This window comes from Paraburkholderia sediminicola (assembly GCF_046027355.1).
Classification (GTDB): Bacteria; Pseudomonadota; Gammaproteobacteria; order Burkholderiales; family Burkholderiaceae; genus Paraburkholderia; species Paraburkholderia sediminicola_B.
In genome coordinates this window covers 1-24541 of record NZ_JAQQEK010000047.1, presented here as the reverse complement: position 1 = coordinate 24541, position 24541 = coordinate 1, and the positions used below count along the sequence as shown (strand labels likewise).

Annotated in this window: 26 protein-coding genes and 2 pseudogenes; 16 read left to right on the top strand and 12 right to left on the bottom strand. The window is 59.5% G+C overall.

All coding sequences use genetic code 11. The features are described from left to right. Positions 1-4: 4 nt before the first annotated feature. The 4 genes from PQR42_RS41445 to PQR42_RS41430 all read right to left on the bottom strand — a co-directional run bounded on the left by PQR42_RS41445 (position 5) and on the right by PQR42_RS41430 (position 4866). Positions 5-847 carry a tetratricopeptide repeat protein gene (locus tag PQR42_RS41445; RefSeq protein WP_408495459.1) on the bottom strand — a complete coding sequence of 281 codons (843 nt, stop codon included), beginning with the start codon at positions 845-847 and terminating at the stop codon, positions 5-7. Continuing rightward, positions 844-1791 carry a non-homologous end joining protein Ku gene (gene ku / locus PQR42_RS41440; protein WP_408495457.1) on the bottom strand — a complete coding sequence of 316 codons (948 nt, stop codon included), beginning with the start codon at positions 1789-1791 and terminating at the stop codon, positions 844-846. The genes PQR42_RS41445 and ku overlap by 4 nt, the downstream gene beginning before the upstream one ends. A gap of 161 nt (positions 1792-1952) precedes the next feature. Continuing rightward, positions 1953-4460, bottom strand: coding sequence for a DNA ligase D (gene ligD / locus PQR42_RS41435; protein ID WP_408495455.1), 2508 nt, complete (start codon positions 4458-4460; stop codon positions 1953-1955). Positions 4461-4644: 184 nt separating this feature from the next. Next, on the bottom strand, positions 4645-4866 hold the full coding sequence (locus PQR42_RS41430) for a hypothetical protein (RefSeq protein WP_408495453.1): 222 nt from the start codon (positions 4864-4866) through the stop codon (positions 4645-4647). A 293-nt stretch (positions 4867-5159) separates the two neighbouring features. Here PQR42_RS41430 and PQR42_RS41425 point away from each other — a divergent pair. After that, a pseudogene (locus tag PQR42_RS41425) lies at positions 5160-5264 on the top strand (NUDIX domain-containing protein); the annotation flags it as partial. Between the two features lie 55 nt (positions 5265-5319). Here the strand turns inward: PQR42_RS41425 and PQR42_RS41420 are convergent. Further along, entirely contained in the window at positions 5320-5628 is a 309-nt protein-coding gene (locus PQR42_RS41420) for an acylphosphatase (protein WP_408495451.1), read from the bottom strand. 240 nt (positions 5629-5868) lie between these two features. Next, positions 5869-6072 (bottom strand): cold-shock protein, encoded by a 204-nt coding sequence (locus PQR42_RS41415; protein WP_408368318.1) that lies wholly within the window; start codon positions 6070-6072, stop codon positions 5869-5871. 460 nt (positions 6073-6532) lie between these two features. On the opposite strand from PQR42_RS41415, the gene phoU reads away from it, so the two are divergent. Next, a complete protein-coding gene (gene phoU, locus PQR42_RS41410; RefSeq protein ID WP_408495449.1) occupies positions 6533-7240 on the top strand; it encodes a phosphate signaling complex protein PhoU in 708 nt (235 codons plus the stop codon). 36 nt (positions 7241-7276) lie between these two features. On the opposite strand, the gene PQR42_RS41405 is transcribed toward phoU, so the two are convergent. Next, complete coding sequence (locus PQR42_RS41405; RefSeq protein ID WP_408495447.1) at positions 7277-8617, bottom strand: alkaline phosphatase family protein; 1341 nt, start codon at positions 8615-8617, stop codon at positions 7277-7279. A 459-nt stretch (positions 8618-9076) separates the two neighbouring features. Between PQR42_RS41405 and PQR42_RS41400 the strand changes: the two genes are divergently transcribed. Both PQR42_RS41400 and PQR42_RS41395 read left to right on the top strand, forming a co-directional pair. Continuing rightward, positions 9077-9550 carry a PRC-barrel domain-containing protein gene (locus PQR42_RS41400; protein WP_408495445.1) on the top strand — a complete coding sequence of 158 codons (474 nt, stop codon included), beginning with the start codon at positions 9077-9079 and terminating at the stop codon, positions 9548-9550. Between the two features lie 324 nt (positions 9551-9874). After that, positions 9875-10279 carry an ElaB/YgaM/YqjD family protein gene (locus PQR42_RS41395; protein ID WP_408495443.1) on the top strand — a complete coding sequence of 135 codons (405 nt, stop codon included), beginning with the start codon at positions 9875-9877 and terminating at the stop codon, positions 10277-10279. Between the two features lie 143 nt (positions 10280-10422). Here PQR42_RS41395 and PQR42_RS41390 read toward each other — a convergent pair whose 3' ends face one another. Then, positions 10423-10917 (bottom strand): YciE/YciF ferroxidase family protein, encoded by a 495-nt coding sequence (locus PQR42_RS41390; RefSeq protein WP_408495442.1) that lies wholly within the window; start codon positions 10915-10917, stop codon positions 10423-10425. 358 nt (positions 10918-11275) lie between these two features. Between PQR42_RS41390 and PQR42_RS41385 the strand changes: the two genes are divergently transcribed. Then, positions 11276-11992, top strand: a complete 717-nt coding sequence (locus tag PQR42_RS41385) for a YrzE family protein (protein WP_408495440.1) — start codon at positions 11276-11278, stop codon at positions 11990-11992. A 61-nt stretch (positions 11993-12053) separates the two neighbouring features. Then, a complete protein-coding gene (locus PQR42_RS41380) occupies positions 12054-12596 on the top strand; it encodes a DUF2382 domain-containing protein (RefSeq protein ID WP_408495438.1) in 543 nt (180 codons plus the stop codon). 311 nt (positions 12597-12907) lie between these two features. On the opposite strand, the gene PQR42_RS41375 is transcribed toward PQR42_RS41380, so the two are convergent. Then, positions 12908-13126, bottom strand: coding sequence for a DUF2934 domain-containing protein (locus tag PQR42_RS41375; RefSeq protein WP_408495436.1), 219 nt, complete (start codon positions 13124-13126; stop codon positions 12908-12910). Between the two features lie 541 nt (positions 13127-13667). Between PQR42_RS41375 and PQR42_RS41370 the strand changes: the two genes are divergently transcribed. Next, complete coding sequence (locus tag PQR42_RS41370) at positions 13668-13925, top strand: hypothetical protein (protein WP_408495434.1); 258 nt, start codon at positions 13668-13670, stop codon at positions 13923-13925. A gap of 403 nt (positions 13926-14328) precedes the next feature. Beyond that, entirely contained in the window at positions 14329-14508 is a 180-nt protein-coding gene (locus PQR42_RS41365; RefSeq protein WP_408495432.1) for a DUF2934 domain-containing protein, read from the top strand. A 185-nt stretch (positions 14509-14693) separates the two neighbouring features. Here the strand turns inward: PQR42_RS41365 and PQR42_RS41360 are convergent, their stop codons facing one another. Then, complete coding sequence (locus tag PQR42_RS41360; RefSeq protein WP_408495430.1) at positions 14694-14993, bottom strand: hypothetical protein; 300 nt, start codon at positions 14991-14993, stop codon at positions 14694-14696. A 422-nt stretch (positions 14994-15415) separates the two neighbouring features. On the opposite strand from PQR42_RS41360, the gene PQR42_RS41355 reads away from it, so the two are divergent. From PQR42_RS41355 to PQR42_RS41335, 5 genes are all read left to right on the top strand, one after another. Further along, entirely contained in the window at positions 15416-15871 is a 456-nt protein-coding gene (locus PQR42_RS41355; protein WP_408495428.1) for a PRC-barrel domain-containing protein, read from the top strand. A gap of 362 nt (positions 15872-16233) precedes the next feature. Beyond that, positions 16234-16743 (top strand): Mov34/MPN/PAD-1 family protein, encoded by a 510-nt coding sequence (locus PQR42_RS41350; RefSeq protein ID WP_408495426.1) that lies wholly within the window; start codon positions 16234-16236, stop codon positions 16741-16743. A gap of 240 nt (positions 16744-16983) precedes the next feature. Further along, complete coding sequence (locus PQR42_RS41345) at positions 16984-17421, top strand: response regulator (protein ID WP_408495424.1); 438 nt, start codon at positions 16984-16986, stop codon at positions 17419-17421. 708 nt (positions 17422-18129) lie between these two features. Beyond that, positions 18130-19551 (top strand): hybrid sensor histidine kinase/response regulator, encoded by a 1422-nt coding sequence (locus PQR42_RS41340; RefSeq protein WP_408495422.1) that lies wholly within the window; start codon positions 18130-18132, stop codon positions 19549-19551. 130 nt (positions 19552-19681) lie between these two features. Next, on the top strand, positions 19682-19990 hold the full coding sequence (locus tag PQR42_RS41335; RefSeq protein ID WP_408495420.1) for an acylphosphatase: 309 nt from the start codon (positions 19682-19684) through the stop codon (positions 19988-19990). A gap of 150 nt (positions 19991-20140) precedes the next feature. Here PQR42_RS41335 and PQR42_RS41330 read toward each other — a convergent pair whose 3' ends face one another. Both PQR42_RS41330 and PQR42_RS41325 read right to left on the bottom strand, forming a co-directional pair. Beyond that, complete coding sequence (locus tag PQR42_RS41330; protein WP_408495510.1) at positions 20141-20566, bottom strand: GGDEF domain-containing protein; 426 nt, start codon at positions 20564-20566, stop codon at positions 20141-20143. A 23-nt stretch (positions 20567-20589) separates the two neighbouring features. After that, on the bottom strand, positions 20590-21552 hold the full coding sequence (locus PQR42_RS41325; RefSeq protein ID WP_408495419.1) for a CHASE3 domain-containing protein: 963 nt from the start codon (positions 21550-21552) through the stop codon (positions 20590-20592). A 1275-nt stretch (positions 21553-22827) separates the two neighbouring features. On the opposite strand from PQR42_RS41325, the gene PQR42_RS41320 reads away from it, so the two are divergent. The 3 genes and pseudogenes from PQR42_RS41320 to PQR42_RS41310 form a co-directional block, all read left to right on the top strand. Continuing rightward, entirely contained in the window at positions 22828-23433 is a 606-nt protein-coding gene (locus PQR42_RS41320) for a hypothetical protein (RefSeq protein WP_408495417.1), read from the top strand. Between the two features lie 77 nt (positions 23434-23510). Further along, positions 23511-23825 (top strand): phosphotransferase enzyme family protein, encoded by a 315-nt coding sequence (locus PQR42_RS41315; protein WP_408449435.1) that lies wholly within the window; start codon positions 23511-23513, stop codon positions 23823-23825. Positions 23826-24184: 359 nt separating this feature from the next. Next, a pseudogene (locus PQR42_RS41310) lies at positions 24185-24541 on the top strand (sel1 repeat family protein); the annotation flags it as partial.

The window sequence follows — 24541 nt, the reverse complement described above, 5'->3', positions numbered from 1 at the left end:
GAGCTCAGCCGACCAGCCGACGATAGGCACTGAGGTGCCTGACGAGTCCTTGTTTGTCACCGCGAATCTCGCTCAGCCGGGCCAGATTGAAGTGAGCGTCGGCATGTGTCGGGTCAAGTTCTAAGCATCGCTGATAGGCTGTCGCCGCGGCGTCATAGCGTTTCAGCTCTTCGAGAACGACCGCGCGATTGAAGTGCAGTAACGCGTCATCGGGGAAGTGCTCCAGCGCCCTGTCAAAAACGGACAATGCTTCATCGCAACGCGTTTCGGCCTCACACAACAATACGCCCAGATTTGTATACGCGTGGTAGTGCGGTGAAGGCGCAAGCTCAAGCACTTTCCGGTAGGCCTGCTCCGCACCGACCGCATCTGTTTCGGTGAGCTGCTCGGCGAGTGCGAACCATTCTTCTGCATGCTCTTCCCGGCTCGCCAGGTTTCGCGGTGCCGCGTCCAGAAACGCTACATCACCTCGGATAGGTGCAACTTCGAAATCAAGCAGGTGCTGGCCTGATGCAGCGTCCCATTGGGACTGTCCTGACCTGACCGCTACAGTTTCGCCGACAGATGTGATTCGGATTCCAGACAGCGGAAGCTCATCGGGGAGTTCGGCTTTCAGCTTGGCAAGCGCCTTCAGAATTTTCCGTGATGAGACTTTCGCCGACTGCAGTTGAAATGCGGTGCGAAGGACCACGACATCCTGAAACGAGAACCGGAGTTCGTTTCGCCGACCGCGCGCGGGATGAACAAAGCCCGCGTCAATCAGTCCGGACAGAACTCTGCGCGAGACGCCCAGCAGCGACTGGAGGCTTCGCAACGAGTAGTCGTGTGACAGATTTCTTCTGTTCACTTGCGAGCTCGAACCTTTGCCGGGGGCGCCTCTTTCACGTCGACTCTCGGGGCGGCGCGTTTGACCGGGCGCCGGGGTTTGGCCGATAGCGCTTCAGCTTCATCGGGCGCGGCCTTCTTCGGGGTAGCCGTCTTTGCAGCCGTTTTGGCGGGGGCGGCCCGTTTCGTCTTGTTCGCACTGAGACTCGCGCGCAGCGCCTCCATCAGGTCAATCACCTGGCCGCCAGATTCCTCTACTGGCGCCTCCGGCGACACAATTTGTTTTCCAGAAATTTTTCGGTCGATGGCTTCGAGAATCCGCTTCTTCTCTTCGTCTTCGTACGCAGTCGGGTCATATGCGTCTTCTGATACTTGGTCGATGATTTGAAGCGCGAGCTTCAGCTCCGTATCACTGACAGTAACCTGCTCGATGTGCAAATCGCTCAGCGCGCGCACCTCATCGGCAAACAGCAGCTGCTGGAAGACCATCCCCTCTTCAGCCGGTCGTATCTGAACGATTCGGGTCTTTCCCTTGTACGACCATTTTGCCAGCGCACAGCGTTCACTTTCTCGCATGGCCTGTCGCAGCAGGCTATAGGGCTTACCGCCGCGTTTGTCGGGAGCAATGAAGTACGCCTTGTCATAGTAGAGCGGGTCCACCGACCTTTCCGGGACGAAGGAGACAATCTCGACCACGTGGCTCGCCCCCTCCTCAAGCGCCTTCAATTCGTCAGGCGCAAAGACGACAAACTGCCCCTTTTCGAATTCGTAGCCTTTCTTCATGTCAACTCGGGCGACGACGTCGCCAGTGGCCTCTGATACGTACTGCTGCTTGACCCGGCCGCCTTCCGGCGTGAGCAGATTGAAGCCAACGCCAGCGGCGCTGTCCGTAGCCGAATACAGTTTCACCGGTATGGACACCAGACCGAAGGAAAGCGTCAGCGATGCGATGGAACGCGCTGCCATGTGATTCTCCTGGCAGCGGCCGGCGAAACCGCCGCCGACGCTGCTCACAGACTATCCATTTTGAGGAAACGACCCTTCGCGTGGCACAGCATGAGCTGTGCCCGTCGCTGACGGTCGCTCGCCGTGCGCTGCCGGAGACCGTGTTCAGCCCGTCAGACTTCCTAGCGCAGGCGCTTCACGGCTGACGCCAGTGATTGACGCGTTGACCAATACTCTTCCCACGGGTCCTGCGTCTGGAAGCTAAGATACTCTCTCGCTGTTTGCACCGTCCAGTGCGCGCCGCTTTTCAGGTTGGGCAGCTGCTGCCACGACACCGGCATCGACACACCCATCCCCGGCCGTGCCCGCGCAGAAAAAGCGGTGGCAGTCGTCTGCGCCTTTCCGTTGCGCAGGTAATCAACATAGATTTTTCCAATTCTGTTGGAGGCGCCGGACGTTGCCGAAAAGCGGTCAGGGATGGTCTTCGCCAGATGGCGGACGAACGCCTGCGAAAACGCCTTCACCGATTTGTAGTCCAGTCGGGGCGTCAGCGGCACGACAACATGCAGTCCTTTGCCTCCACTTGTCTTCAGCCAGGCTTTCAGGTCCAGCTCCGTCAGCAACGCATGGACAAGCACGGCCGCTTCCTGAATCTGCTTCCACTTGACCCCTTCGCCCGGGTCGAGGTCAAAGATGACCCGGTCGGGTTTGTCGATTTGCAGGACTGTGGAATTCCAGGTGTGAAACTCCACGACATTCATCTGGGCCGCCGACATCAGTGCGTCAGCGGTATCGACAGTCAGTAGCGGCGGGTGATTTAGCCACAAATCGCGGTCATGGGCTTTCAGGCCCGGCATGGCTGTCTTTTCAGCGTGTTTCTGGAAAAACAGCTGACCAGAGATGCCAGTGGGCGCGCGGACCATGGCCAGCGGCCGTTCCTTCAGGTGCGGAAGCATCCATTGGGCAACACTTTCGTAATACCGAATCAGGTCTAGCTTGGTGACGCCGCTTGTCGGGTCGACGATACGCTCAGGGTGCGTAACCTTCGCCTGAGAGGCGGGCGTTGGCGTCAGAGTCTCACCGGCTTCCCGGACGACGAGGGGCGCGGGCTTGTCAACGCGCAAACCCTTGAACGACGCCTGGCGCACGATACCTTCCGCAGTCCACTCGGCAAACTCAACCTCGGCAACGAGTTCGGGCCGAACCCAGCGCTCGCTGCCAGCCGCACGCCTCGACCAGCGGCTGGGCTTCGATACGGCGACGTCAAAGGGAGTTGCATCCACCTCGAGCGGCATCAGGCGGACCCATAGGTCCCGGCCAGTACGGGCGTTCCAACCGGTGCCGACGCTGCCGGCGTCATGAAGCTGGTTGCCGACATAGTATCCAAGCAGGAGGCTGCCGACTTCTCCGTCCTTGCCGCCTCTAGCGGTGAAGCCGCAGACGACCAATTCCTGTCGCAGCCGGCACTTTGCCTTCAACCATGTCTGGGTTCTTCCTGACTCATATACTGCGTCGCGACGTTTCAACATCAGGCCTTCGAGACCGAGCCCAGCCGCCGCCTCAAATATCTGGGCCACCGGAGCGTCGAAGTCCTGACTGAACCGGATGCGGTCGCCCTCATCCTTGAGAAGTTGTAAAAGCAGCGTCCGCCGCGCCCACAGCGGGACGTTCCTGAGGTCATTGCCATCGAAGTACGGGAGGTCGAACAAAAAATAGATGATTTCCTCATTCCTGACGCCGTCTACAGCGTTCTGCAGAGCGGAGAAATCTGGCAGCCCGTTGCTCAGCACGACTATTTCGCCGTCAAGCCATCCACTGGAGACTGGCAGGTTTGCAACCTCTGCAGCCAGGCTTGGGAGCTTCTTCGTCCAGTCGTGTCCGCCACTCGTGAACAGTTTCACGCGCCCTTTGTCAACGCGGGCGAGCATTCTGTAACCATCCAGTTTCGATTCAACTATCCAGTCGCCACCCGTCGGTAGCGACGAAGCCAGCGTCGCGCGCTGCGGTTCGAGTTTGGCGGGGAGCGGCGCGCTCGTGGCGGCAGACAGGTCTAGTTCCTGGTTGCTCCTGCGCGCCGGTCGCACGACTTTCGGCTCCCGCTCTTCGAGCAGCCCCAGCGGCTTCTTGGTGACGCTGTCTGGAAGCGCCTTGATGACATCGTATTTCGCCAGCGGTTGTGCCCATTCATCGCGCTTCTTGAAGAGCATCCACTGGTCCTGTTTGTCGTCTGGCTTGGATATGCGGACCAGTTCCCACATGCCCGCGAGTTTCTCGCCATGGAGTTGAAACATCAGCTTGCCGGCAACCAATGCTTTTTGGGGGTCACCGACTGGCTCCCACGTCCCGCGGTCCCAGACTATTACGGTGCCAGCGCCGTACTGCTTAGGTGGAATCGTTCCTTCGAATGTCGCGTACTCAAGCGGATGGTCCTCCACTTGGATGGCTATCCGCTTTTCCTTTGGGTCGTAGCTGAGCCCCTTGGGTAAAGCCCACGAAACCAGCACCCCATCCAGCTCAAGCCGGAAATCGTAGTGAAGGCGACTCGCCCAGTGCTTCTGAACGACGAAACCAAGGTGTGGTGAACTGATTTTGGCTTTGACCGATGGTGCGGGTTCGGGCGTAGCTCCGAAATCCCGCATTTTCTGGTAGCGGCTGAGAGGTGGAGACGCCGCCCTGCGAGTCGTGACCATGGTTGTAGTCGAAGAACGCCCAAAATCGAGGTAGGTTTCCGCGCCGGCTAGCCCTCCGTGCACACGTTTCAGTCGCAGCGCCACGGCGGCGGCCAGACTTCCATCTGCCCATAGCTCGAAGGCCAAAGGTTATGGGCGCACCGTCAAAGTATCGCTTTGCGCTGCGCCGACGTCAGAACCTGGTCTAACTCCGGCCTTCCGTGCCCTTCAGTTCACCATGCTGGTGTGAATGTGTCGCTGCGTACTTCAGTTCGAAATGCGCACCTTTGCCGCCACGTGTCGGCGGGAAGTGTTCGCCTTCGACGCAGGTGACCTCGAAAGTGTCTTTCCCATCATCATGCACGACCGAATAAATACCCGAAACTTTTACTATTTCGCCCGGCTTGTATGAACTGTCGCCCGCCATCGTCTTTCCCCTTCAAATGGTTGAGAACAACCACTCAGCAAGCGACGTTCCGGGCCGGCAAAGCGTCAAAGAGCCGCTCTACTGCGCGATGTGCCCGCTTCCGACGGCGGCTCGATGGCACTTTTCATCTGTTCTGCTTCATGGAAAAATGCCCGTCATGCAGGCTAGCCGATGGCTGGCGAGCCATGCCTGCCGTACCTATCAACTGACTCTGCGGTAAGGAAGGATGAAGGAACGAGCCACCATCATCTGTTGGCAGCACGGGAAAGGAGCGTGGGAGGGCTCGCTGGTCACTGCCGGGCGGGACGATTCGATGCGACGAGTCAGTCGTCGAGGCAGCGAAGCGCGAACTCGTCGAGGAAACGACACTGGCGGTCGACGACCTCGAGTTCCAGTTTGGCGGCCTGAACACGCGGCATTACGTGTTCGTTAGCAGCAAGACTCGTAGAGTCTCTATAACGTCGGCAATCGCTCGAAGTGTTCAAAGCGGGCGAACGGTGGTGAGACCTCAGTCACCTCAAGCCCATCGACAAGCGCGGCGGACATACCTTCACTTAGCCACGCGCACATGTCTGCAAGCTGCTCCGGTGACCCCTGCACCATCGCCTCCACGGAGCCGTCCATGCGGTTGCGGACCCAGCCCGTGACGCCCAGCGCATGGGCGCGCCGTACACAGGCCTCCCGATAGCCGATGCCCTGCACGATGCCACGCATCCTCACCAGCCGGGTCTCAAGCATCCCATTTTCCTTGTCGTCTTCCATCCGCCTGACTCCCGCATTGGTTGTCCCGAAGCCCGGCGCCCACTGCGCATGAGCAGCCCGAAGTAAATCGGACGTGCGCTCAGCAGGTGAAACGCAAAGCCTCTCACCGGCAGCGACCATAAAATGCCCGTAGCCAGGTTATCGGCCACCCCGAAAGACCTTGTCATGGCGCATTGCTGAAAACGGAATGGTCCGCCTCGGCGGACCATTTGCTGGCGCGATAGCACGTGCGCTGAAGTGTCAGACTGGCTGAATGTTTGCCGCCTGTTTGCCCTTCGGGCCTTGCTTCACCTCAAAGGTCACCTTCTGATTTTCCTGCAATGACTTGAAGCCACTGCTCTGGATTTCGGAAAAGTGCGCGAACAGGTCTTCGCCACCATCATCCGGTGTGATGAAACCAAAACCCTTTGCGTCGTTGAACCACTTCACTGTACCCGTCGCCATTTGCCTGACTCTCTTTAAAGACCGATGTGTTTGTGTACCGGACGGTGGTCCGCCGCACGTACAGTCGTTTTTTTAACAGAGGAGAATGCTCTGAACAATTGGCGTTTGCGAGAGGCAGCGCAAACACTAACCATCACACTTGACGATTCTGTTTGCAGGCAAGGTTGAGTGGCATCGGCGGTAGCAGCCCCGAAAACCACATTGCGTCGCACTTCAGCGCTTTGGCTGCGAATGAATAACTGCACCGCTAACGCCCTTGCCCCCTGCAGAATGGCGGAATTTCACGGCGCGGCGATTTTTGTATTGTTGCGTGCGTTTTCGCGAGCACAGGATAATACTGTATATACGGTTTACGTTGTGGTCCGCCGGCACCGCAGCACGCGTTTTCGTAGCAACGTTGAGCGGGACCCCGCGGCTAACCGCGCCTGCAGTTACTGAACACGTCGCGTGAGGAGCGCCCATGCCGGACAAGCATCTTTCCACTCAGTTTGACGTTGACCTCAACCTGCTCTCGACGCGACTGCTCGAGACGGGCGGACTGGTCGAGTCGCAAGTTGAACGCGTGCTCGGATTGATGAACACATATGATTCCGCCTTGGTCTTGCAGGTGCTCGACGACGAAAAGCGGCTCAATGCAATGGAGCTTGAACTCGACGAAGAGATTTGCAATGTCATTGCCTGTCGACAACCTGCTGCGCGTGACCTGCGGCTTCTGATGGCTGCCTCGAAGTGTGTTACCAACCTCGAACGGGCAGGTGATGAGGCGCGCAAGGTTGCGAAACGGCTTCGCCGAATTCATGAGAGCGACGGGACAGGGCCCATCAATACGACCGAGCTAAGAAGGTCCGGCGAGCTGGCCTTGATGATTCTGCGCAGGGCTCTCGATGCCTTCGCGCGGATGGATGCCGCGGCGGCCGCGCAGATTGTCCGCGACGACGAAGCAGTCGATAACTCGTTCCGTGCATTCGGGCGCAGGCTGGTCATGCAGATGACGGAAGCTCCCCGGACAATTCCGGTTGGCCTGGAATACATGGTCATCGCGAAGGCCATTGAGCGTATCGGGGACCACGCTAGCAATATCGCCGAGTTCGTTGTTTATGTGGTCAAGGGCCGGGATGTACGCCATGTATCCCTTGACCGGCTCGAACACGAGGCCTTGGCCCGCTGACACCGAACGTCCAACGTCCGCGATGCGTTCCGCACGTTACCGGTGCGCGTAGAGCGGCAGGAATGGGTCTTTGGCACGCGGCGCGCCGGCGCTCGACGGGCGGTTAGTTCCCACAGCGATAGGCGATGGGCACGTTGGAATGTCCGGGCGTGCGGCCGGTAATGCCAGTATCTTCGAAAAGTCGGCGGCAGCACGTACGCGGGCGGTGAGATTCAGCGAGCCGTTCAGTCCAAGCACCTTATCGACAGTTTTCAATATGGACGTGTGGTCATATTGCGTATGGTCGATAGTCCCCGCCGGAACATACGGTGAGATAACGAGAGCCGGGACACGCACACCGAGCCGGTCGAAAGGAAAGTTGTGCGTCTTGAGCTTCGGATTCTCGCTGGCGCCTGGCGGCACGCATGGGGGAGGACGCACGTGGTCGAAAAAGCCGCCGTGCTCGTCAAACACGACGACGAACATGCTGCTGGGCCATAGGCTTGAACCACTGATAGCGTCGTATAGCGTTTTAACGAGTGCCTCGCCTTTGCGCACATCGCCGGCCGGATGCATCGAGTCGCCGTTCCGAAAATCGTTTTTCGCGTCATATGACGGTTCTATAAAGACAAACTTTGAACTCAGGGAGCCATCGTCGAGCTGGGACAAAAGCGTGTCCATGCCGACAAATCGGCTGAGCTGGCTCTGCATCCCATAAATGGCACGCGCCTGGGCAACATCGCCTTGCACAACGAGCCAGTCAGACGCGCGCAGTTTCGAAAATATAGTGCCGTTCGGAAAGGTGAATATGGGGGCGTTCAGGAAGATGGCCTCGAGCACCTCGGCGTCGCTGGGCGAGTGGTCAAGTCCCGAGGATGTTCCTGCGACCGCAAAAAAGCGGTTCGGCCAGGTCGGGCCGGGTACCGACGCGAACCAGTTGTCACATATGCCAAACTGGCTGGCGAGGAAGTTGAGCACGGGCAACTGGTCGGGAGTGAACACGCTGAACGCGTCAGCCACCACGTCAGCATGGTCTTCATATGTCGCGGCAAAGCCGGTGGTCGACGGGTCCACAGCGAGGGGCGGGTAGCCTGCGGACCCGAGTACAAGCGTATCGTTTCTGACCGTGTCCGCACTCGCGATGGGCAAGCCGCATAGCTGCAGGCACGTGTCGGTAAATTCGTGACCCGGGTCAAAGCCAAGCGCGTAAGGAGAGCCTTTGCCAAGCTGATAACGCGTACCCGTCCGTCCGAAGTTGACAATCGGTTGAGCGGGCAATCCGTTGGCGCTCGCCGGACCGCCGCCGGGAAGATTGCCAGAGAAGCTCGACAGTCCAAAGATGCTGTCGTAGGAGCGATTTTCGAGCATAAGAACGAAGACGTGCTGTATCGCGGCCATTGCTCCTCTCCTTTGATGCCCGCTATCGGCTTCGCCACGATACACCGAATACCGGGCGGTGCTCCACCGGGCGCTTCCTTCCCGGCAATCGAACCATTTCGTTGAGGACGCCCGTCTCCTCTTTTAGCGTGACCGGTATCACTCCTGTAGCCGCGTCAGGTCCGGAAAAATAAACTTCAGTCGTTGCCGAACGTCTCTGTCTTTTTCCACCTGGGCAGAACGGGAACAACGCGAAGTTCCTCAGGCGTTACTGCCCTTAACCCATTTTCCGAGCACCCATGGCGAACTTGTGGCAATCGGTGCTACGCCTCGGCCATATTCGAGCGGAATGAGAGCATTCTGCGGACGCAAAGTCGGACGGCTCGGGTCATCCTGGAGCCAGAGACGCAGGCGTGCGGCCGACAGCTCGGGAACACCGCTTGCGCGCTACTGGAGTACCTTTTTCGAAGGAGGTGAATCATGGGCTCAATTAACCCGCAACGCGGCACTCAAGGCGGGGCTGCCATCGTCGGCGGCGGTATCGGCGAAGGACCGGGGCCGGACGTCATGGCTGCGGCGACGCTCGATGGGACCAAGGTGATGTCCTCGGACGGTGAGCACGTCGGCAAGATTTCGGACATCATGCTCGACGTCCGCAACGGTCGCATCGCCTATGCGGTGCTGTCAGAAGGGGGGTTCCTCGGCATGGGGTCTAACCTGCACGCCGTCCCTTGGAGTGCACTGACCCTCGATACGGACCAGAAGTGCTTTTTTGTCGATATTACGGCACAGCGCCTCAAGGACGACCCGGGCTTCGACAAGGACCATTGGCCTGCGATGGCAGATGCGAAATGGGGAGAGACGACGTATAGCTACTACAACCGGCAGCCGTACTGGTCAGCGACCAAAGAGGTAGTGGAAGACGACCCTGCCGTCCGGCCGAGCGAGCATTAACTCAGCAGCAGGCCGGTACCGACCCAGACGGATATCTGGGTCGTAGGTCTGGCATCTACGCCTCGCGCGCCGCCGCGGCGGCGTAGGTACGCCGTCAAGGCTCGCAGCAATGGCGGCATTGGCGGACATTTCCGGGCGGTCTGAAGGTATTGTCGAAAAGCGGCTGGGAAGGCATCAAGGCCACTGGCACCGCGCTCGCCGGCGAAAGTGTCGCTGCAAACGAAATGACGAAAATGCTGCCGCGGAAGCGGAGTTCTGGCGACCTGAAAGACGGACTTCGTTTGCTGCGGTGCAGGCGATTACATCAATTGAGTGGAGGCAACCATGAACGATGCAAACGACAGCAAGGGGGCGTCGAACACGTCCGACGCGTCACCTTTGTCGCGGACAGCAGTTTCAGGGGCAATGGAATCAGCGGCAAGTGCGCCAGCATCCGACTCTGAAGGCGGCGGTCTCCAAAGCAGTGGCCCTGCTGTGCTCGCCCAGCCCCTGGAGGGAGCTGAAGGGCAAGGCAGCAAATTGCCCGACACGGATAACAAGACCGCGCCGAAGGTGAAGCCTGCGCTCGCTGTGGTGAAAGACGTCCTGGCAGACGCACAAGACACCATCGTTACGAGGTACCGCGTCGTATCCGAATCAACCGACGACTTCGTCCACGACAGCCCGTGGAAGGCGATAGCGTTTGCGGTGCTGGGCGGCTTGATTGTCGGGATGCTGGCCGCCCGCTGACGAAGCGATTGTCGGGCGGCCTTCGAAGGAACGAACGGTTAATTCCCGCCGTACGATGTGGCGGGTCAAAAGCGGGAACAACCCGGTTCGAAGACTTAAACAGCGCCAGCCGCGCCGGCCGCCACTGACGAAAGCGGCGTGGACTACCGGCCGAGAGCCTCGGCCGCCAATTTTTCCTCGGCAATCAGGGACAACTTCTGGTCGGTGGCCTTCTCTTCTTCCAACGTGTCGGCCAGAAGTTTGACAGACTCTGTTTCGCCCAACTGTTTCGCCAGCGCTATCAACGAGCCATATGCCGCAATTTCGTAGTGTTCCACTTTCTGCGCCGCTGCGATAAGCGCCGTGTCCAGCAGTGGGCCCTTTTCAATCTCATCAATCTGCTCCTGGCCTTCCTCGTTGAGACCCTCCATGGCAACGCACTTGATGCGCTTGAGCTTGATGCCGGTAGCCTCGACGACGCGGTCAATTCTCTCAATCTGACCTCGCGTTTCCTCCAGATGCATCTCGAATGCCGACCGGAGGCCCGGATTGGTCGACGCGCGTGCCATCCTGGGCAGCGATTTCGTCATCTGCTTTTCGGCGCTGTAAATATCGGACAGCGAGTGGATGAACAAATCCTTCAGCGTCTTTGTAGCCATGGCTACTCCTTCGATTCGGTTTCGGAAACTCGCCTACCGGCGAGTGCGGTGTGACGGGTCGAGCCGCAAACCACATGCCCGTGTTCGCCGCCAAGAACGTCGCGCACTCAATTCGCCGCATCCAACAAGAAACGTTGCTCCCGGCAGTTCTGGCGACGCAGCCGTAGCCGCGAGCTTCGGTAGGTTGGCAGCATCACTTCTGCATCCTGTGCTTTTGCGGGGAACCGGACCCCGTCGCCGTTTCGGACATCCGCATCTCCCGGGAACGCCCGTTGCGGCATCATTGGGCGGGCGAAGCTTCGGATTTCTTAGTTATTGAGACTGCGCCTGAACTGCCTTCAATCTGGGAGACGCAACCATGCAAATTCTTGCCACTCAAACCGGCCTGCCCCGCGTGTCATGGGGTGCCATCTTCGCCGGCGTAATCCTGTCACTCATTGTTTATCTGGTCCTTAGCGTGCTCGGGACAGCTATCGGCGCAACGCTCCTCTCTCCGCTGTCGCAGCCTGACCCGATGCGCGCATTCGGCTTTGGCTCAGGCGTCTGGATGATTGTCACGACGGTCGTTGCCGTCTTTACCGGCTCCTATCTGGCTGGTCGATGTGCGCCCGTTCTGGGATGGCTGCATGGCCTGCTCGCGTGGGCAGTCATGATTCTTTTCGTCGTGTACGGCATGGCTTCCCTCATCGGAGGTGCCGTCAGCGTTGCCGGCAACGTCGCCACGGCGGGCGCGACTGTAGGAGCCGCGCAGGGCCAGGCGCCTACGGGCAACCCGTTGGTCGACTCGGTCAAACAACAGGTTCAGAGCGTGGTCGCGTCCGCACCCTCGGTGGCTTCGAGCCCGCAAGCCGAGCAGAACGCACGCCAGGCTGCGGACACCGCTGCCCGTGCCGTCGCTCGCGCGACGTGGTTTTCATTTGCGGCGCTTGTCGTGGGCGCAATCATCGCTGTGGGGTCCGGCAGTCTCGGCTTTCGCCATCAACCCCTTTATGAGGAAGGAGGCGGCTCGGCCAGCGACGCCCCGGTAAGCGCCGCACGCGGAAGTGGGGGCGCACGTAGTAGTCCTGCCCGTTGACGCCTGACGCCTGACGGCTGGCGTTCGGTGAGCGTGCCATTTCAATTTCTGGAGCAACGCCATGAAAGCGAAAGGCGACGGTGAAGACGACGACAGCCGGCAGGCGCCCTGTCACCGTTCGGGCGACGCGAGTATCGGTGCGGTGCAAGAGCGCCTGCCGGTTGCAATTGAGCGGACCGAGACAGCCGCGGTACGCGTGCGCAAGGTGAACTACGACGAGTTTCAGGAAATTCCAGAAGCGCTGCGCACCGAATCCGTCGAGGTGCAACGTGTTCAGATACATCGACCGGCAGCAAAGGAATATGGACCGCGACAGGAAGGCGCCACGCTTGTCGTGCCCGTGTTCGAATACGTTCTGGGAACGGAACTGAAACTGATGCTAAAGGAGCATGTGTGGATTACAAAATCGACATCGAAGGTGAACGCGGTACATCGCGCATCGGTTCAAAAGCAGGCGCTGATTGTCGAACGGCGCGACGGTGAGTCGGGCGACTGGGTCGAAGGAAACGGTAAACAGATGTCAATGCGCACGGGTCTCATAAGCCCATTGGTGCAAGTCGTGCACTATCGAGGCAGTTTGACAGAGGAGGCTCTATGGTTATGAGACTACTTGCAGTCGGTGCATTGGCTCTTACCCTCGCAGGAGCGGTGCACGGGCAGGGAGCTGCTAACGGCTCGGGAATGGGTCGCCAAGGCGGAAATTCTGGGTCGAAAACCGGTGCGCACCGTTCGACGCCGGCTTCAGCTCCAACGACCGGCTCCCCCTCCGCAATGCCCGGGGCGAGCGCCACGGACCAGACCGGCGGTGCTGGGACGTCGATGCGTCCCGATGCGTCGCCCGGCACGCCTGATAACCCGAGTGGCTTGAAAAAGCCCGATTGATATCGGTCTATCAGCCCGACGCGCCATCGGCGCTCAGTGTCCCGCCAGTGGACCGCTCCGTGGCACGTCAGGAGCGTCGACAAACTCATCGGAGTCGTTCATGCGGTCAGCAGGCGTGGGACTGTCATGGGCACGGAGTTGCAGTCGGGCCCGTTGCCAGAATTCATCCGCGCGACCATCCGGACACCCTGCCTCCTCCCACAAACGGTAGGCAAGCGAACGGAGTTCCTCTTCTGCAATTTCCGTATCCATGTTCAGCCTCGCAAAAGTATTTACAGAGAAAGCGGCACACTCGCAAGTGGCGTGCAAAACACCCCGAGCCCCGGCAACTGGGACATTGTTTTGGTGAAGTCGAAGACTTCGTCATTATCCGCCTGGCTAGACAATGAACAGCCATTTACGTCGGTTGGAACGGAGCAATTTCACCGTAACCAGTTGAGACTACGACGCGAGCGATACGCCTGGGTGGCATCCGCCGCGCTTCTGCCGCCAAAAACGTCAAGGTCAATGTCACGGTGCCCACGCTCATTGGGAGTGTCGAGTGTTCGGCAACGCCAGGGGGTGGGGGCCGCACGGAAAAATTTTCGTCATGACTTCTGTGACTTACTCCTGCCTATCGCAGGCGAGGTGAAACGCCTCCCGGACAATCTCTTCGACGCGACTCGAACCCCTGTCTGGCAGATACCCGTATCGGTCGCGCTTGCTTGCAGTCGCATTCTTCCGACGCAGGCTGGTGCCGTTTAAGGAACGGCGATTGCTCACCTGTCGGAACACAAACCGTCAGGAGATGAAAATGGCCATCCATCCGACCGAGCAACGCGCGCCCGACGACAAATCCGAAGAGAATGTCGATGCAGCTGTCGAAGATACGTTTCCTGCGAGCGACCCGCCGTCGACAGGCGGAGCGACAAAAATTGGGCCGGACGGGAATGCCGGAACGCAGACCAACAGCGACGTTCCAGGCACAGAACCGGACGAGGACGTTCCCGATGAGGACACGCCTCCGGAGCCGTCTCCCGGCGACCAGCCACCCGACGAAAAGGCACCGTGAACGTAAATCCGGGCGTGAAACGACACATCAACCAGCATGTCCGCCACCGACGAACGGGTGTCCGACGCTCATCTCATCAAGCCGCTGTCACTTAATGAGCTCGCGTTGGTCTTGGGGGATTAGCGCGACGCTGAACTGATTGCGCATCCCGTGGCCTTTCAAGGCGGAGTCGCGCGAGAGCGTCTGGTGAAAGAGTGGCGCCCGGCACCAAGCGTCGAAAGCCGGCATCCAACAGGAAGCCCGGCATCAGCCTGAGGAGCTGCACGCAGATGACAATCGTTTCGATACGGTCGCCGGACGGGGCCTTTCTGCTCGCGCGTCGTCCACCGCGTTCCGCCGTCTAGACGGTAGGCCCGGCGACATCGTGCGTACTGTTCGTGAGTAATCTACTGGAGAGACTGCAATGGACAACGTTTCGTGGGACGAGAAGATTCGTGTGCGGGCCTATGAGCTGTGGGAAAAAGACGGCAGCCCCGAAGGGCGCGCCGACGAGTACTGGGAGCAGGCTCGGGCCCAGATAGACGAAAAAGAATCCGCAGCCGACGGGAATGGAACTGACCCAAAGAGCCGGCTGCCCAGGTGACGGAAACCGGACGCTGAGGAGGAGCCGCGCCGTCGGCCGCCCGGCGCAGCTATAACTCTTGCAGGTTTGTGCGCCAACCCCACGACGTGCCGGACGCTATCCGGTTTCTTCACGCTACCACATCGCACTCCTTACCGAAACTCGACCTTGCAATTAAACAGGACGTTTCTGCAACAGCACCGCTGTCAGTAGGCCTTCTTCATGCCGCCACTGTCGGAAGCAGGTGCATCCATTCCTCCCTTCTTCTGCGTCTTGGGCTTCATCTGCTTTTGCGACATGTCGCCCGATTTCCCCATCGTGTTTGCGCCGGACGCGCCAGATGGTGACTCCGTAGTTCCGCTTGCATTCGGCGTTCCCATTCCGGTGCCGCCCTGACCTGCACCAGCGCCCCCACCGCCACTTGTGCCCGCACCCTGCGCATAGGCGGCGCCAGACAAGCTCAAAATGAATGCTGATAACAGTAATCCTTTCGCTGCAATTCGCATGATGGTCTCCCTCGTGTGCAAAGCGACCGGTTGCGACCCGGGTTCGAGTGCAACCCCGCTGTGTCGATTCGCGCAATTCCCGTGCCGCTATTAGCCGTCGCATAGGTTCATCAATCCGCCGTCCCTCCAGGAGCTATCGCGCGCACAGCGACGGACCGCCCACTGGCCTGCGGATGCTGTTTCGCGGCATCGAAAGAGGTTCCGCGGCGCTGTTGTCGTTTTTCAACGCGGCCGACATACCGGCTGCAGAATGCACGAGCGCTTGCCGGCATCCATGGCTAAACCTTGGACTTCGACTTCCTCGACACGAGCCAGGAACCGTCGCAGGCACTGGCATCGGGCACCGCATGCGATGCGCGAACAACGGTCGTCGTGGCATGCGCGTTGCGCGCCCAAAAGCATCAACCTTTCAGGAGCAGGCCATGACAACCTTTGACCCCAAAATGCAGTCGCAGGCGAGCGGAGCAGGCGCGAACATTGTCGGCAGCGGAGTTGGCGATGGGCCAGGGCCTGATGTGATGGCCGCATCGACTCTGGATGGCACCGAAGTGATGTCCTCCGATGGAGAGCTGGTTGGGAAAATATCCGACGTCATGCTCGACGTGCGCAGCGGTCGCGTCGCATACGCTGTCCTCGCCGAGGGCGGCTTTCTCGGCATGGGCAGCACGCTGCACGCGATTCCGTGGAGCGCGCTGACACTGGACACCGACGAAAAATGCTTCTTCGTCGACATAACGGCCGAACAAATCAAGAACGAGCCCGGTTTCGACAAGGACCAGTGGCCATCCATGGCAGAGGCACAATGGGGCGCCACGGTCCATCAGTACTACAACCGCGACCCGTACTGGTCTGCTCCTCGCGCTTCTCGCGAGACGTGACCGACATTTAAAAGTTCTGTCCCCGGCAGGCGGCATACGAAGCGGCCGCCGCCTGTCGGATAGCCCCACACGCAGCACCCCGTACATCGGGTGGCTGCCTCCCTCGCGGAGGAAACCATGACGAATCATCGAAAGAGGCAGACGCGCGACGCGGACCACGACGATGACAGAGATGAGCAGCCAGGCGACACCCCGAACTCCTCCGGCTCGTCGGTGTCTGACGGCGCTGCCCCGGTCTTGCAGTCAGAGGATGATGACGCATTGCTCGACGAGGACGCGCCGGGATAGGAGGCGCCGGGACGAGGCGTTCCGCCGAAATGGACCGTTTTCCGGGCAATATGCAACGAATGGAGATAGCTGCAATGGATGACCGATTTGACAGGCGAGAACTGCTGCTTCACCCCGGGGACATGCTCGAAGCTTTGAGCTGTCTAGTGCGGACAGGTTCGCCGGACACGCCGGTGGTGCAGCTTGCGAAGGAGCAGGAATTATTTCGGGACTTCGAATTCCTCCGGGCGCTTGCCCCGACGATGACGGTGGCCGAGTTCAGCGCGCGTGTCGCAAGCGCGTTTTTCCTGTGGCCAAAGGAGTTGCTCGATACCGAACTCAACCGGAAAGCTCTTGCGTCAACCGTTCAGCACGACCTTTTTGACGGCAACCCAAACGGCTGGAATGCGTATGTCGCCCACATGCAGAAGAAGGTCAAGTGGTTCGGGACCCGGCTTCCCGGGATGAGCAGGGACGCGGGAGCCGAACCGTTGCACGACGCCGCTGCGGAAGCGAGTCCAGACGGGGGCGTGCCGTCTCCTGCACGGGATGCGCCCGGCGGGGGGAAAGGTTGGCCCTGGCCCGAGCCAAAGGCGACACCGTGACTCTGCACGTCGTGGCAGCCACCCGGAGTTCAAGGGTCCACAGGGCGCCTCAGTCCAGCCCTGGCAACAGCATCGTCACGCGACCGTTAAAACACCGATTTCACTGACGATGCCGCGCCGTACTCAGCGCGAGGCCACCGAGTACGACGAACAACAAGGCCTCTTCCAATGCGCAGGCCGGCAGTTGTGCAAAGGGGCACGCTTAATGCGCAGAATTGATATGTTCGGGGCTAGTGCGCTATGGCTCTCATTCTGCTGGTCGACGATGACGATGAATCACTGTGGATGCTTCAGCTGGTTTTCGAGCGAAGTGGTCACCGGGTGCTGCTCGCCGATAGCGGCGAAGCGGCGCTGGCGGTGGCGGGGCGCCATCTGCCTGATTTGATTATCACTGACTGGAACATGCCGGGAATGGACGGTATAGGCCTCTGCGAGCGGCTAAAGTTTTACCCGACACTTGCGCAGATTCCAGTCGTGATGACATCCGGCGACTCGCCGCCAAAAGATAAGTCCAGCCTGTGGAACGTCTTCTTCTCCAAGCCCGTCGACATGAGAGCCCTTGAGTCTGCCGTCGACTCGCTTCTGGCGAGGCGCTTGTGCCGTTCCGAAAACCGCGTCAATGTGCCGGCTCCGGCACCCTCGCGCTGGGCCCCGATGCCCTCAAAGTATTGGGCGTAGCCGGTGGAACGAACGGCATTCCGGGAGCGCCTCGCGTGCTGTGTTGAGGGTGCCATGTGCCGAAGTTCGCGTCGGTGCGATAGGCGGCAGCGGCGAGATGCGAGGCGCATCGCCAAATGCCTCCGTAAATCCGGCCTGAAGGCTCAATCAACCGCAGCGGTCGCAGAATGTTCGGGCCATCATTAACAGTATGATGGTCGCGCCGCGCTGCATCAAAATCAACTGAGGCATCGAGGAGCGCCCACGCCCCTATTGTGGCCGCCGCGCACCCGGCTTCGTCGTCTCGCCTAAGTTGCAACGGCTACAATTCCACTCGTGATGCAATTTCTTCCGCATGCCGGCAGAAGAATTTACCAGCAGGAGGCCATATGGTGGGTCTGTCCGCGACGTCTGCAGTAGACCGTGCACGACGTGCGGGCACGCTGGCCACGCCGTCGCTTGACACCCGGCCGCAACGGCCACCCGATTTTGCTGCGGAAAGCCGTGCGATGCACCGACTGGCACACGCGCTAACTTCGTCAGACGAAGCGATGCTGCAGACGCTCTCAGATATGGCGCTAAATCTATGCGAAGCGGGCAGCGCCGGCATCGGCCTGCGGGAACGTGACGCCAGGGGCGCCTCGGTCTTCCGTTGGGTTGCGGTCTCGGGGGAATGCAATGCGCTCGTGGGTACGATAACCCCCACTGAAGAGAGTCCCGGCGGGGGTTGTGCTCGAACTCGCTCAGGGCCAGTTGTTCTCCTTTCCCCAGCGCCATTTTGAATGTCTGAAACAGGTGGCCCCCGAGGTCGTCGAAGAACTGGTCGTCCCGATTCCAGGCAAACCTGAGCTGTGGGGCACCCTGTGGGTGATGTCTCATGACAGGCGGCACCTGTTCGACGCAGAGGACCGCAGAATCCTGACGAGCCTCGCGAATTTCACCTGCGCGACGCTAACGATTACCCGAGCCCGGGCCGACGCAGAAGCCAGAGCCGCAGAAGCGGAGGTGGCAAGAAATGCGTTTGCCCTCGCTGAGGCACGGAAAGACGATTTCGTTGCAACCCTGAGCCATGAGCTGCGCAATCCGATTGCTCCTGTTGACAGCGCCCTGAAGACCGTACGAAAGATAAGTGCCGACTCTCCCGCCGTGCTGGCCGCCCTGGACATCGCCGAGAGGCAGATGCGGCTATTGAAACGACTGGTCAGCGACCTGCTGGATGCTTCAAGAATCAAGCACGGGAAACTCTCGGTTCACCCTTCCTACGGGCTCATCCAAGACATCGTCGCGGATGCGGTGACCGCAATGAAGTCCGACGTCGAGAACGGTCAGCACGCACTGCATGTCACTGTTCCACCCTATCCGGTGACGGTCCATGCGGACCTCATCCGCCTCACGCAGGTAGTCTGCAACCTGCTGTCCAACGCGGTGAAATACACACCTTCCGGCGGCGACATCTCGTTGACGGTGGGAGCGCCGGACCTGACCAGCGGGCCGGCGCACGGCAACTCGTCCGGCGACACCGTCATCACCGTCAGGGACAATGGGGCAGGTATTCCGGCATCACTGCTACCCCACGTTTGCGAAATGTTCACCCAGTCGGCGTCCGCCCGAAAGCGCGCGGCGGGAGGTCTCGGAATCGGGCTTGCTGTCGTCAGGCACCTGGTGACGGCACACAATGGGACCGTCACCATCGCGAGCGCCGGTGAAGGTCAGGGAACGGAAGTAACGCTACGGCTGCCCATTGTGTGTGCAAACGTGGAGGGCTGGACCGCAACCGCGCCGCGCACGTTTGAGCCCAAACGCATCCTGCTTGTCGATGACAACTCAGACGCCACGGAGGCGTTGGGCACGTTGCTGGAACTGGAAGGACATGAGGTCAAGCGGGCGACGAACGGACCTGACGCCCTCGCGATAGTCGAGTCTTTCAGTCCGGACGTTGCGCTCATTGATATCGCGATGCCAGGCATGGACGGTCAGGAACTGGCACAGCTCCTCCGTCTTCGCGCGCAATGCTCGCAGACGAAGCTGGTGGCTTTGACGGGCTACCACAGTACAACCAGCATCCCCGAAGCCGACGAACGGGTGTTCGACGCCCATCTCATCAAGCCGTTGTCACTCAACGACCTCGAGAACGTTCTACGACTTTCGTAGGGTTCGCGTACCCGCATGACTCGCAATTCGAGTGAAATCCTTGCAGGAGGACGTCCGCAAGCAATCAATTGCGCCGAGCCGCCATTGAACCACCCGCGCAAGTGCATGAACCTGCAACCGCAGTACGCCCATGGAATCTCACGACAAGGACGAGCCGCTTGAGACCCGACTGGTCCAGGTGCGTGGTCAGGTACAGGGCATCGGCTATAGAGAGGCCTGTGTACGCCAGGCGACAGCGCTAGGCGTCACAGGCTGGGTCCGCAACCGAATGGATGGTTCCGTAGAGGCGATGCTGCAGGGCTCGCCGGAGCAGTTGGCAAATATGTCCTCCCGGCTCAGCGAGGGTATGTCCGCAGCGCTTGTCGACGCACTTGAGGTAACCGAGGTGCCGCCACCGTTTGCCCGCTTCGAACGCTTTGGGCGACTGCCGACATTGTGAGTTGTAGCAACCAGCAATGGTCGCAAGACGCGCTTCCCATCATCCATTTCGGCCGCGGCGCTGCACCTCAAGCTCTCGTTCTACCGCGTCATTCTCACGACGTTGGACGTGCCGTGCCGTAGGGACGCTCCGAAGCGGTATGTCGACCGACTACCCTTTGGCTTCATACATCGCCGCATCGGCGACGTCGAGCAACTGCTCAACAGTATTGGTCCGGTCGGGATACGTGGCGATGCCGATGCTGACGCCAACCTGGAATCGCCCGGCATATCTCTTGTCACGGACCTCGCGAACGCGTGCAATCATGCGACCCGCAAGCTGGCGTAACTGTCCGTCGTCACCGCAATCGGTCGTGAGCAACACGAACTCGTCACCAGCGACGCGGGCGAGCATGTCCTGCTGCCGCGTCGCCGCGCGCAGCTTTTCGCCGAGTTCGCACAACAACGCGTCGCCAGCGCTATGGCCGAGTGTATCGTTGACGCTTTTGAAGCCGTCGATGTCGAGGTACAGCAGGCCGGTTCGCCGTAAATCATCCGCAGAAGAGGGAGTCGCCAGCGCGTCAATGGCAGCAAGCAACCGGCGTCGATTCGGCAGGCCAGTCAGCGGGTCGTGCGAGGCCTCCCGGTCGAGCCAGGAATGCGCATGAATTTTTGCAAACGCGCGCCGCTGGATGAAGAGTGTGTAGACCAGCAGACAACACACCAGAACGGCAACAACCGCCAGCGCAGTTGTGCCGTACACCAGCCGGACGTGCGCATCGCGAGTCGCGACCGGCGCTTTTCCCGCCAGTCATTCAGCAACTGGCCGAGGTCGCTGCGAAGGCTATCCATGTACCGCTTGCCTTCGTTGGTCTGCACGAGTGCGATGGCCGCAGCGCGATTGCCCGAGCGGGCCAGTTCGATACTGCGAGCCAGTTCCGTCACTTTGGCCGTCTTCGCATGTTCGATACGCCGGACCGGTTCGATGGACTTTTCATCACTGGTCACCGCCTGTTGCAGATGCAGGCCGGTGTCGTCCAGGTCTTGCACCCCCTGGCGATAGGGCGACAGGTTGATGTCGCCGGCGTCAGTCTGACCCGCATGCTGAAATTCGGCTGGCCCACCAGAGCGGGTCGTGAATCGTTGCTGCTGGAACCTCTTTCCAATTGGCAGGCTGGTCAGTCCGATGTCGGCATGAGGGTCGATGTTGTGTTGACGTCCGCACCCAGGGTTAAGACGTGTTGCCAGTTCGACCATGGCCGCTGCGAAGTCAATGCCAAGAACATTGGCCCCTCGCGCAGCGGCTGCCGCTGCAAGGTAGCCGGCGCCCGAAGCGACGTCAAGGAAGCGGATGCGCTTGCGGATAGCAAGTGCGGCAGGCAGTGCATCGTTCGCCTGCTTGGCGGTCGGCCATGCCGGGATGCGTCCAGGCTCAGGACAACTGCACGATGGAACGTGGGCAGCTCGACCGGCAACAACTGCAGGTCGCCAGCATACATGCGCTCGAACGCCTGCCAAGCGGTTGCCCCTGTTCGGCCGACAGTAGACGGTCCGTTGCTTGATGTAAAGGCCCGCCTTACCCATTACTAGAAAGCGGGGTATGCGGCAGGCCCATACATCAACGGTTCCATCGCGCTTGCCACTGTTGGTCCGCCAGCCTACGGCGACGCAACGGTGATGGGCCGGCATTATATTGAGGCAGTGTCCGAGCAAGTCCTCTGCAGCAGCGATTGGAGACTTTGATGTCTCGGACGAACACGGTCCCGCGTGTGCCAAGCCTTTCGCGAGCAGAGCGGACAGTTCCAGAGGTCCGGCGGGTCGTCGACAACGACCACAAAACGACATGGACCAATGTCAGGAAGAAATCTGAACCGCGGCACAAGACAGATTCGCTCGAAGAGCTTTTTTGAAGCTGTACACAGGGCAGCCAGGGACTGCACTGAAGCGTCGCCACTACCAACTATTTGGGCCCGTCGCGAGAAAACTGCGCAGGTGCCAGTTGATAGCAGAAGTGCCTCTGCGCCCGCGAACTCCTCGTCCTGGTTGCCATGAAATCTGCGCTTGGAAACGAGCAGCGGTTCGCGCAATATCGAGGAGGTTCAGCAAAAGCGCTATCAGGAGCCAATCTCGGGAGACACGTCGCTCGCGCGCAGCGAATTACACAGATTAAAGATTATATGATTACCGGAACGTTCGAGCGATAAAACGCCTTGCCTACAACGGAGTTTTCGGAAGTGGATACCCATTTTCCGTGGGTGAAGGTCAAGGAAAACGTGGGTGGAGGTCAAGTAAAACGTGGGTGAAGTTCAAGTCATGTCCGATGAACTTCCACAGAACAGTTGCATCGCGAGAACGTGACCGAACGCAGAGTTTGCAGCTCATTGCGTGCTTGCATCTAGCCGGCGCCCGGACATAGCTCAGAGCGAGTACGGCATCTCGCTCGGCCAGTTCATGGGCAGTTTGACCAGGCGCCCGAACAGAGGAACCGACAACGAAAGTATCGAGCGTCTACAATATTCCCACCGACATCATCAGTCGCCACGCGCCCCCGTCCGAAGGCACTCCTTTCGAGTGTCGCTGTTCATCCGGAGTATCGTGAGGCGTCGTGCGCCTATGCACCCGAAAATGTCCTTGATTTTCCGGCCGTCCTTTTGACCTGCGCGCGGATTGTGCACGCGGCCGGCGTTTCCGTCGACTGAGTCATCCGTCGTGACGGGCTGTCTAACTGTCGAAAAGTCTTACTCACGACGCGAAGTCTTGACTCGAAATTCTGTCGCTTCCTTTAACAAATCATCATCTATAAAAAACGCTATACGAATGGAAGTCCTTCAAGATATGACAGTGATGGAGAGAGAACAAATGAGCAAGATTCACATACATGGTCGATGTGGGAACTTCGGTACGTTGGTGCCTCTTTGGTTTTTTAAGCCCAGACCGCACAAGCTGGAAAAATTGGGGGGAAACACGCCAGTTCTCACATGCTCAGCGCCGCCTTCTATAACGGACCTCCTGGCCGACGGCCAGGAGGAGGCTCGTCTGACGTTTGGGTCTTATGAGTTCGCTGCAAGCGTTTTCATCCGACTGCGGGTTAGAGACGTAGAACTTCACTGGGTGGTCGACATTTCTGACCCGGAAGTTTGGGAAGCCATCGACATGTGGAAAACGGCAGGGCGCGTTCCCATACTGTTCGACACTGGCTGCGCAGGCCAGGAATGGCTCACGTTTGGCGCATTTGATATGCCGCCGAATACTGACCCTTTCGAATATCACGGGTGGTTTGGCAAGGGAGAGGAGCCGGACGCTTTTATCTGGGATGGAATGGTGGCATTGGCGGAGGGCGGTCCCTTGCAGTCCGACGAAGTTTCCGAGCTTCCGGTAGTTCCATTTCGAGCCTCTTTCACCATGGTCCTGCTCACGCAACGCTGGCAAAAGTATCTTAACGAACGGAGCGCTAGTGAGTTTTAGGATGATTAAGTGAGTAATCGTTCGATACGCCGTCGTGGGCGGTTCCGGTGCTCAGTCATCTCGCCATCGTCGTTGGGATGCCAGAGCTGCACCCATTGGCACCCGTTGCGTGTCACGGGGATTGCCACGGAGGAAACACATTGCTGAGCGACGGACCCGATGGCGCACGGGTAGCTTCATTCTTCGACTTTGATGACGGTGGTCCAGGCCATCTTGCCTACGACCTCGCGGTGTACCTCTGGAGCAACTTGCTGGGACGGCAGCTTGCGAATCCGGACGAAAAGGTCGAAGCCAATTGGGGGCATTTTTTGAATGGCTACCGAAGCGTTGAACCCGTCTCGCCGCCCGATTTCGAGGCAATCACGACATTCGTCGCAATCCGGCATTTTTGATTGATGGGTGAGTACGCGAGCCGTCTGAATCGAATGGGCCTCAGGGTATTCCGCGGGCCATGGTTTCGCAAGAACTTCGAGCTTGTAAAAAAATGGCAGTCTCTTACTACTCCGAATGCCTGAAGCCTTCGCGAGTTTCGCCCAAGATGTCCCATTGCAAATCGCGTTATCTCAAGTCCCAACTCGGCGACTTCACGTACGTTTAAGATTCAGCAGGGGGACATCCGCGTCCCACAGCCGTCTTGAGTGCGCCTACATTCGAGTACCTGACGAGCGTCGGCAACCAATGACGGGGCGCAGGCGAGAGGTGCGGTGAGGTATCATCGTCCTCATCACTCACCAAAGGACGCCCAAATCTGATGTCCGTAGATTCCAGCTGGTTCAGCCAGATTGAACACGAATGGGCACAACTTCGCCAGTGCGACCCGTCACTCGACGTGGAAAGGTTCTTCCGGCACGTTGTGTCGGCAAACAAGGTCGGATTTCTCTCACTTGAATCTATCGCAGCCATTGCGAACGGCCTGCTCACAAGTCCGTTGTCGGGCGCGCCTTATCTCGGCCGGCGACTGCTTGAACGGGTTGGCCCTGGCCGGCATCCCTCCCTCCGGGTCGCGCTTGCACTGTCTCTAGTCACGGAGACAGGTGGGCCTGCGGATTACGAGGGCGGACACGTCATTCTGGGCGACGTGCTGAAGGACGATACCGCGAGCGAGCCG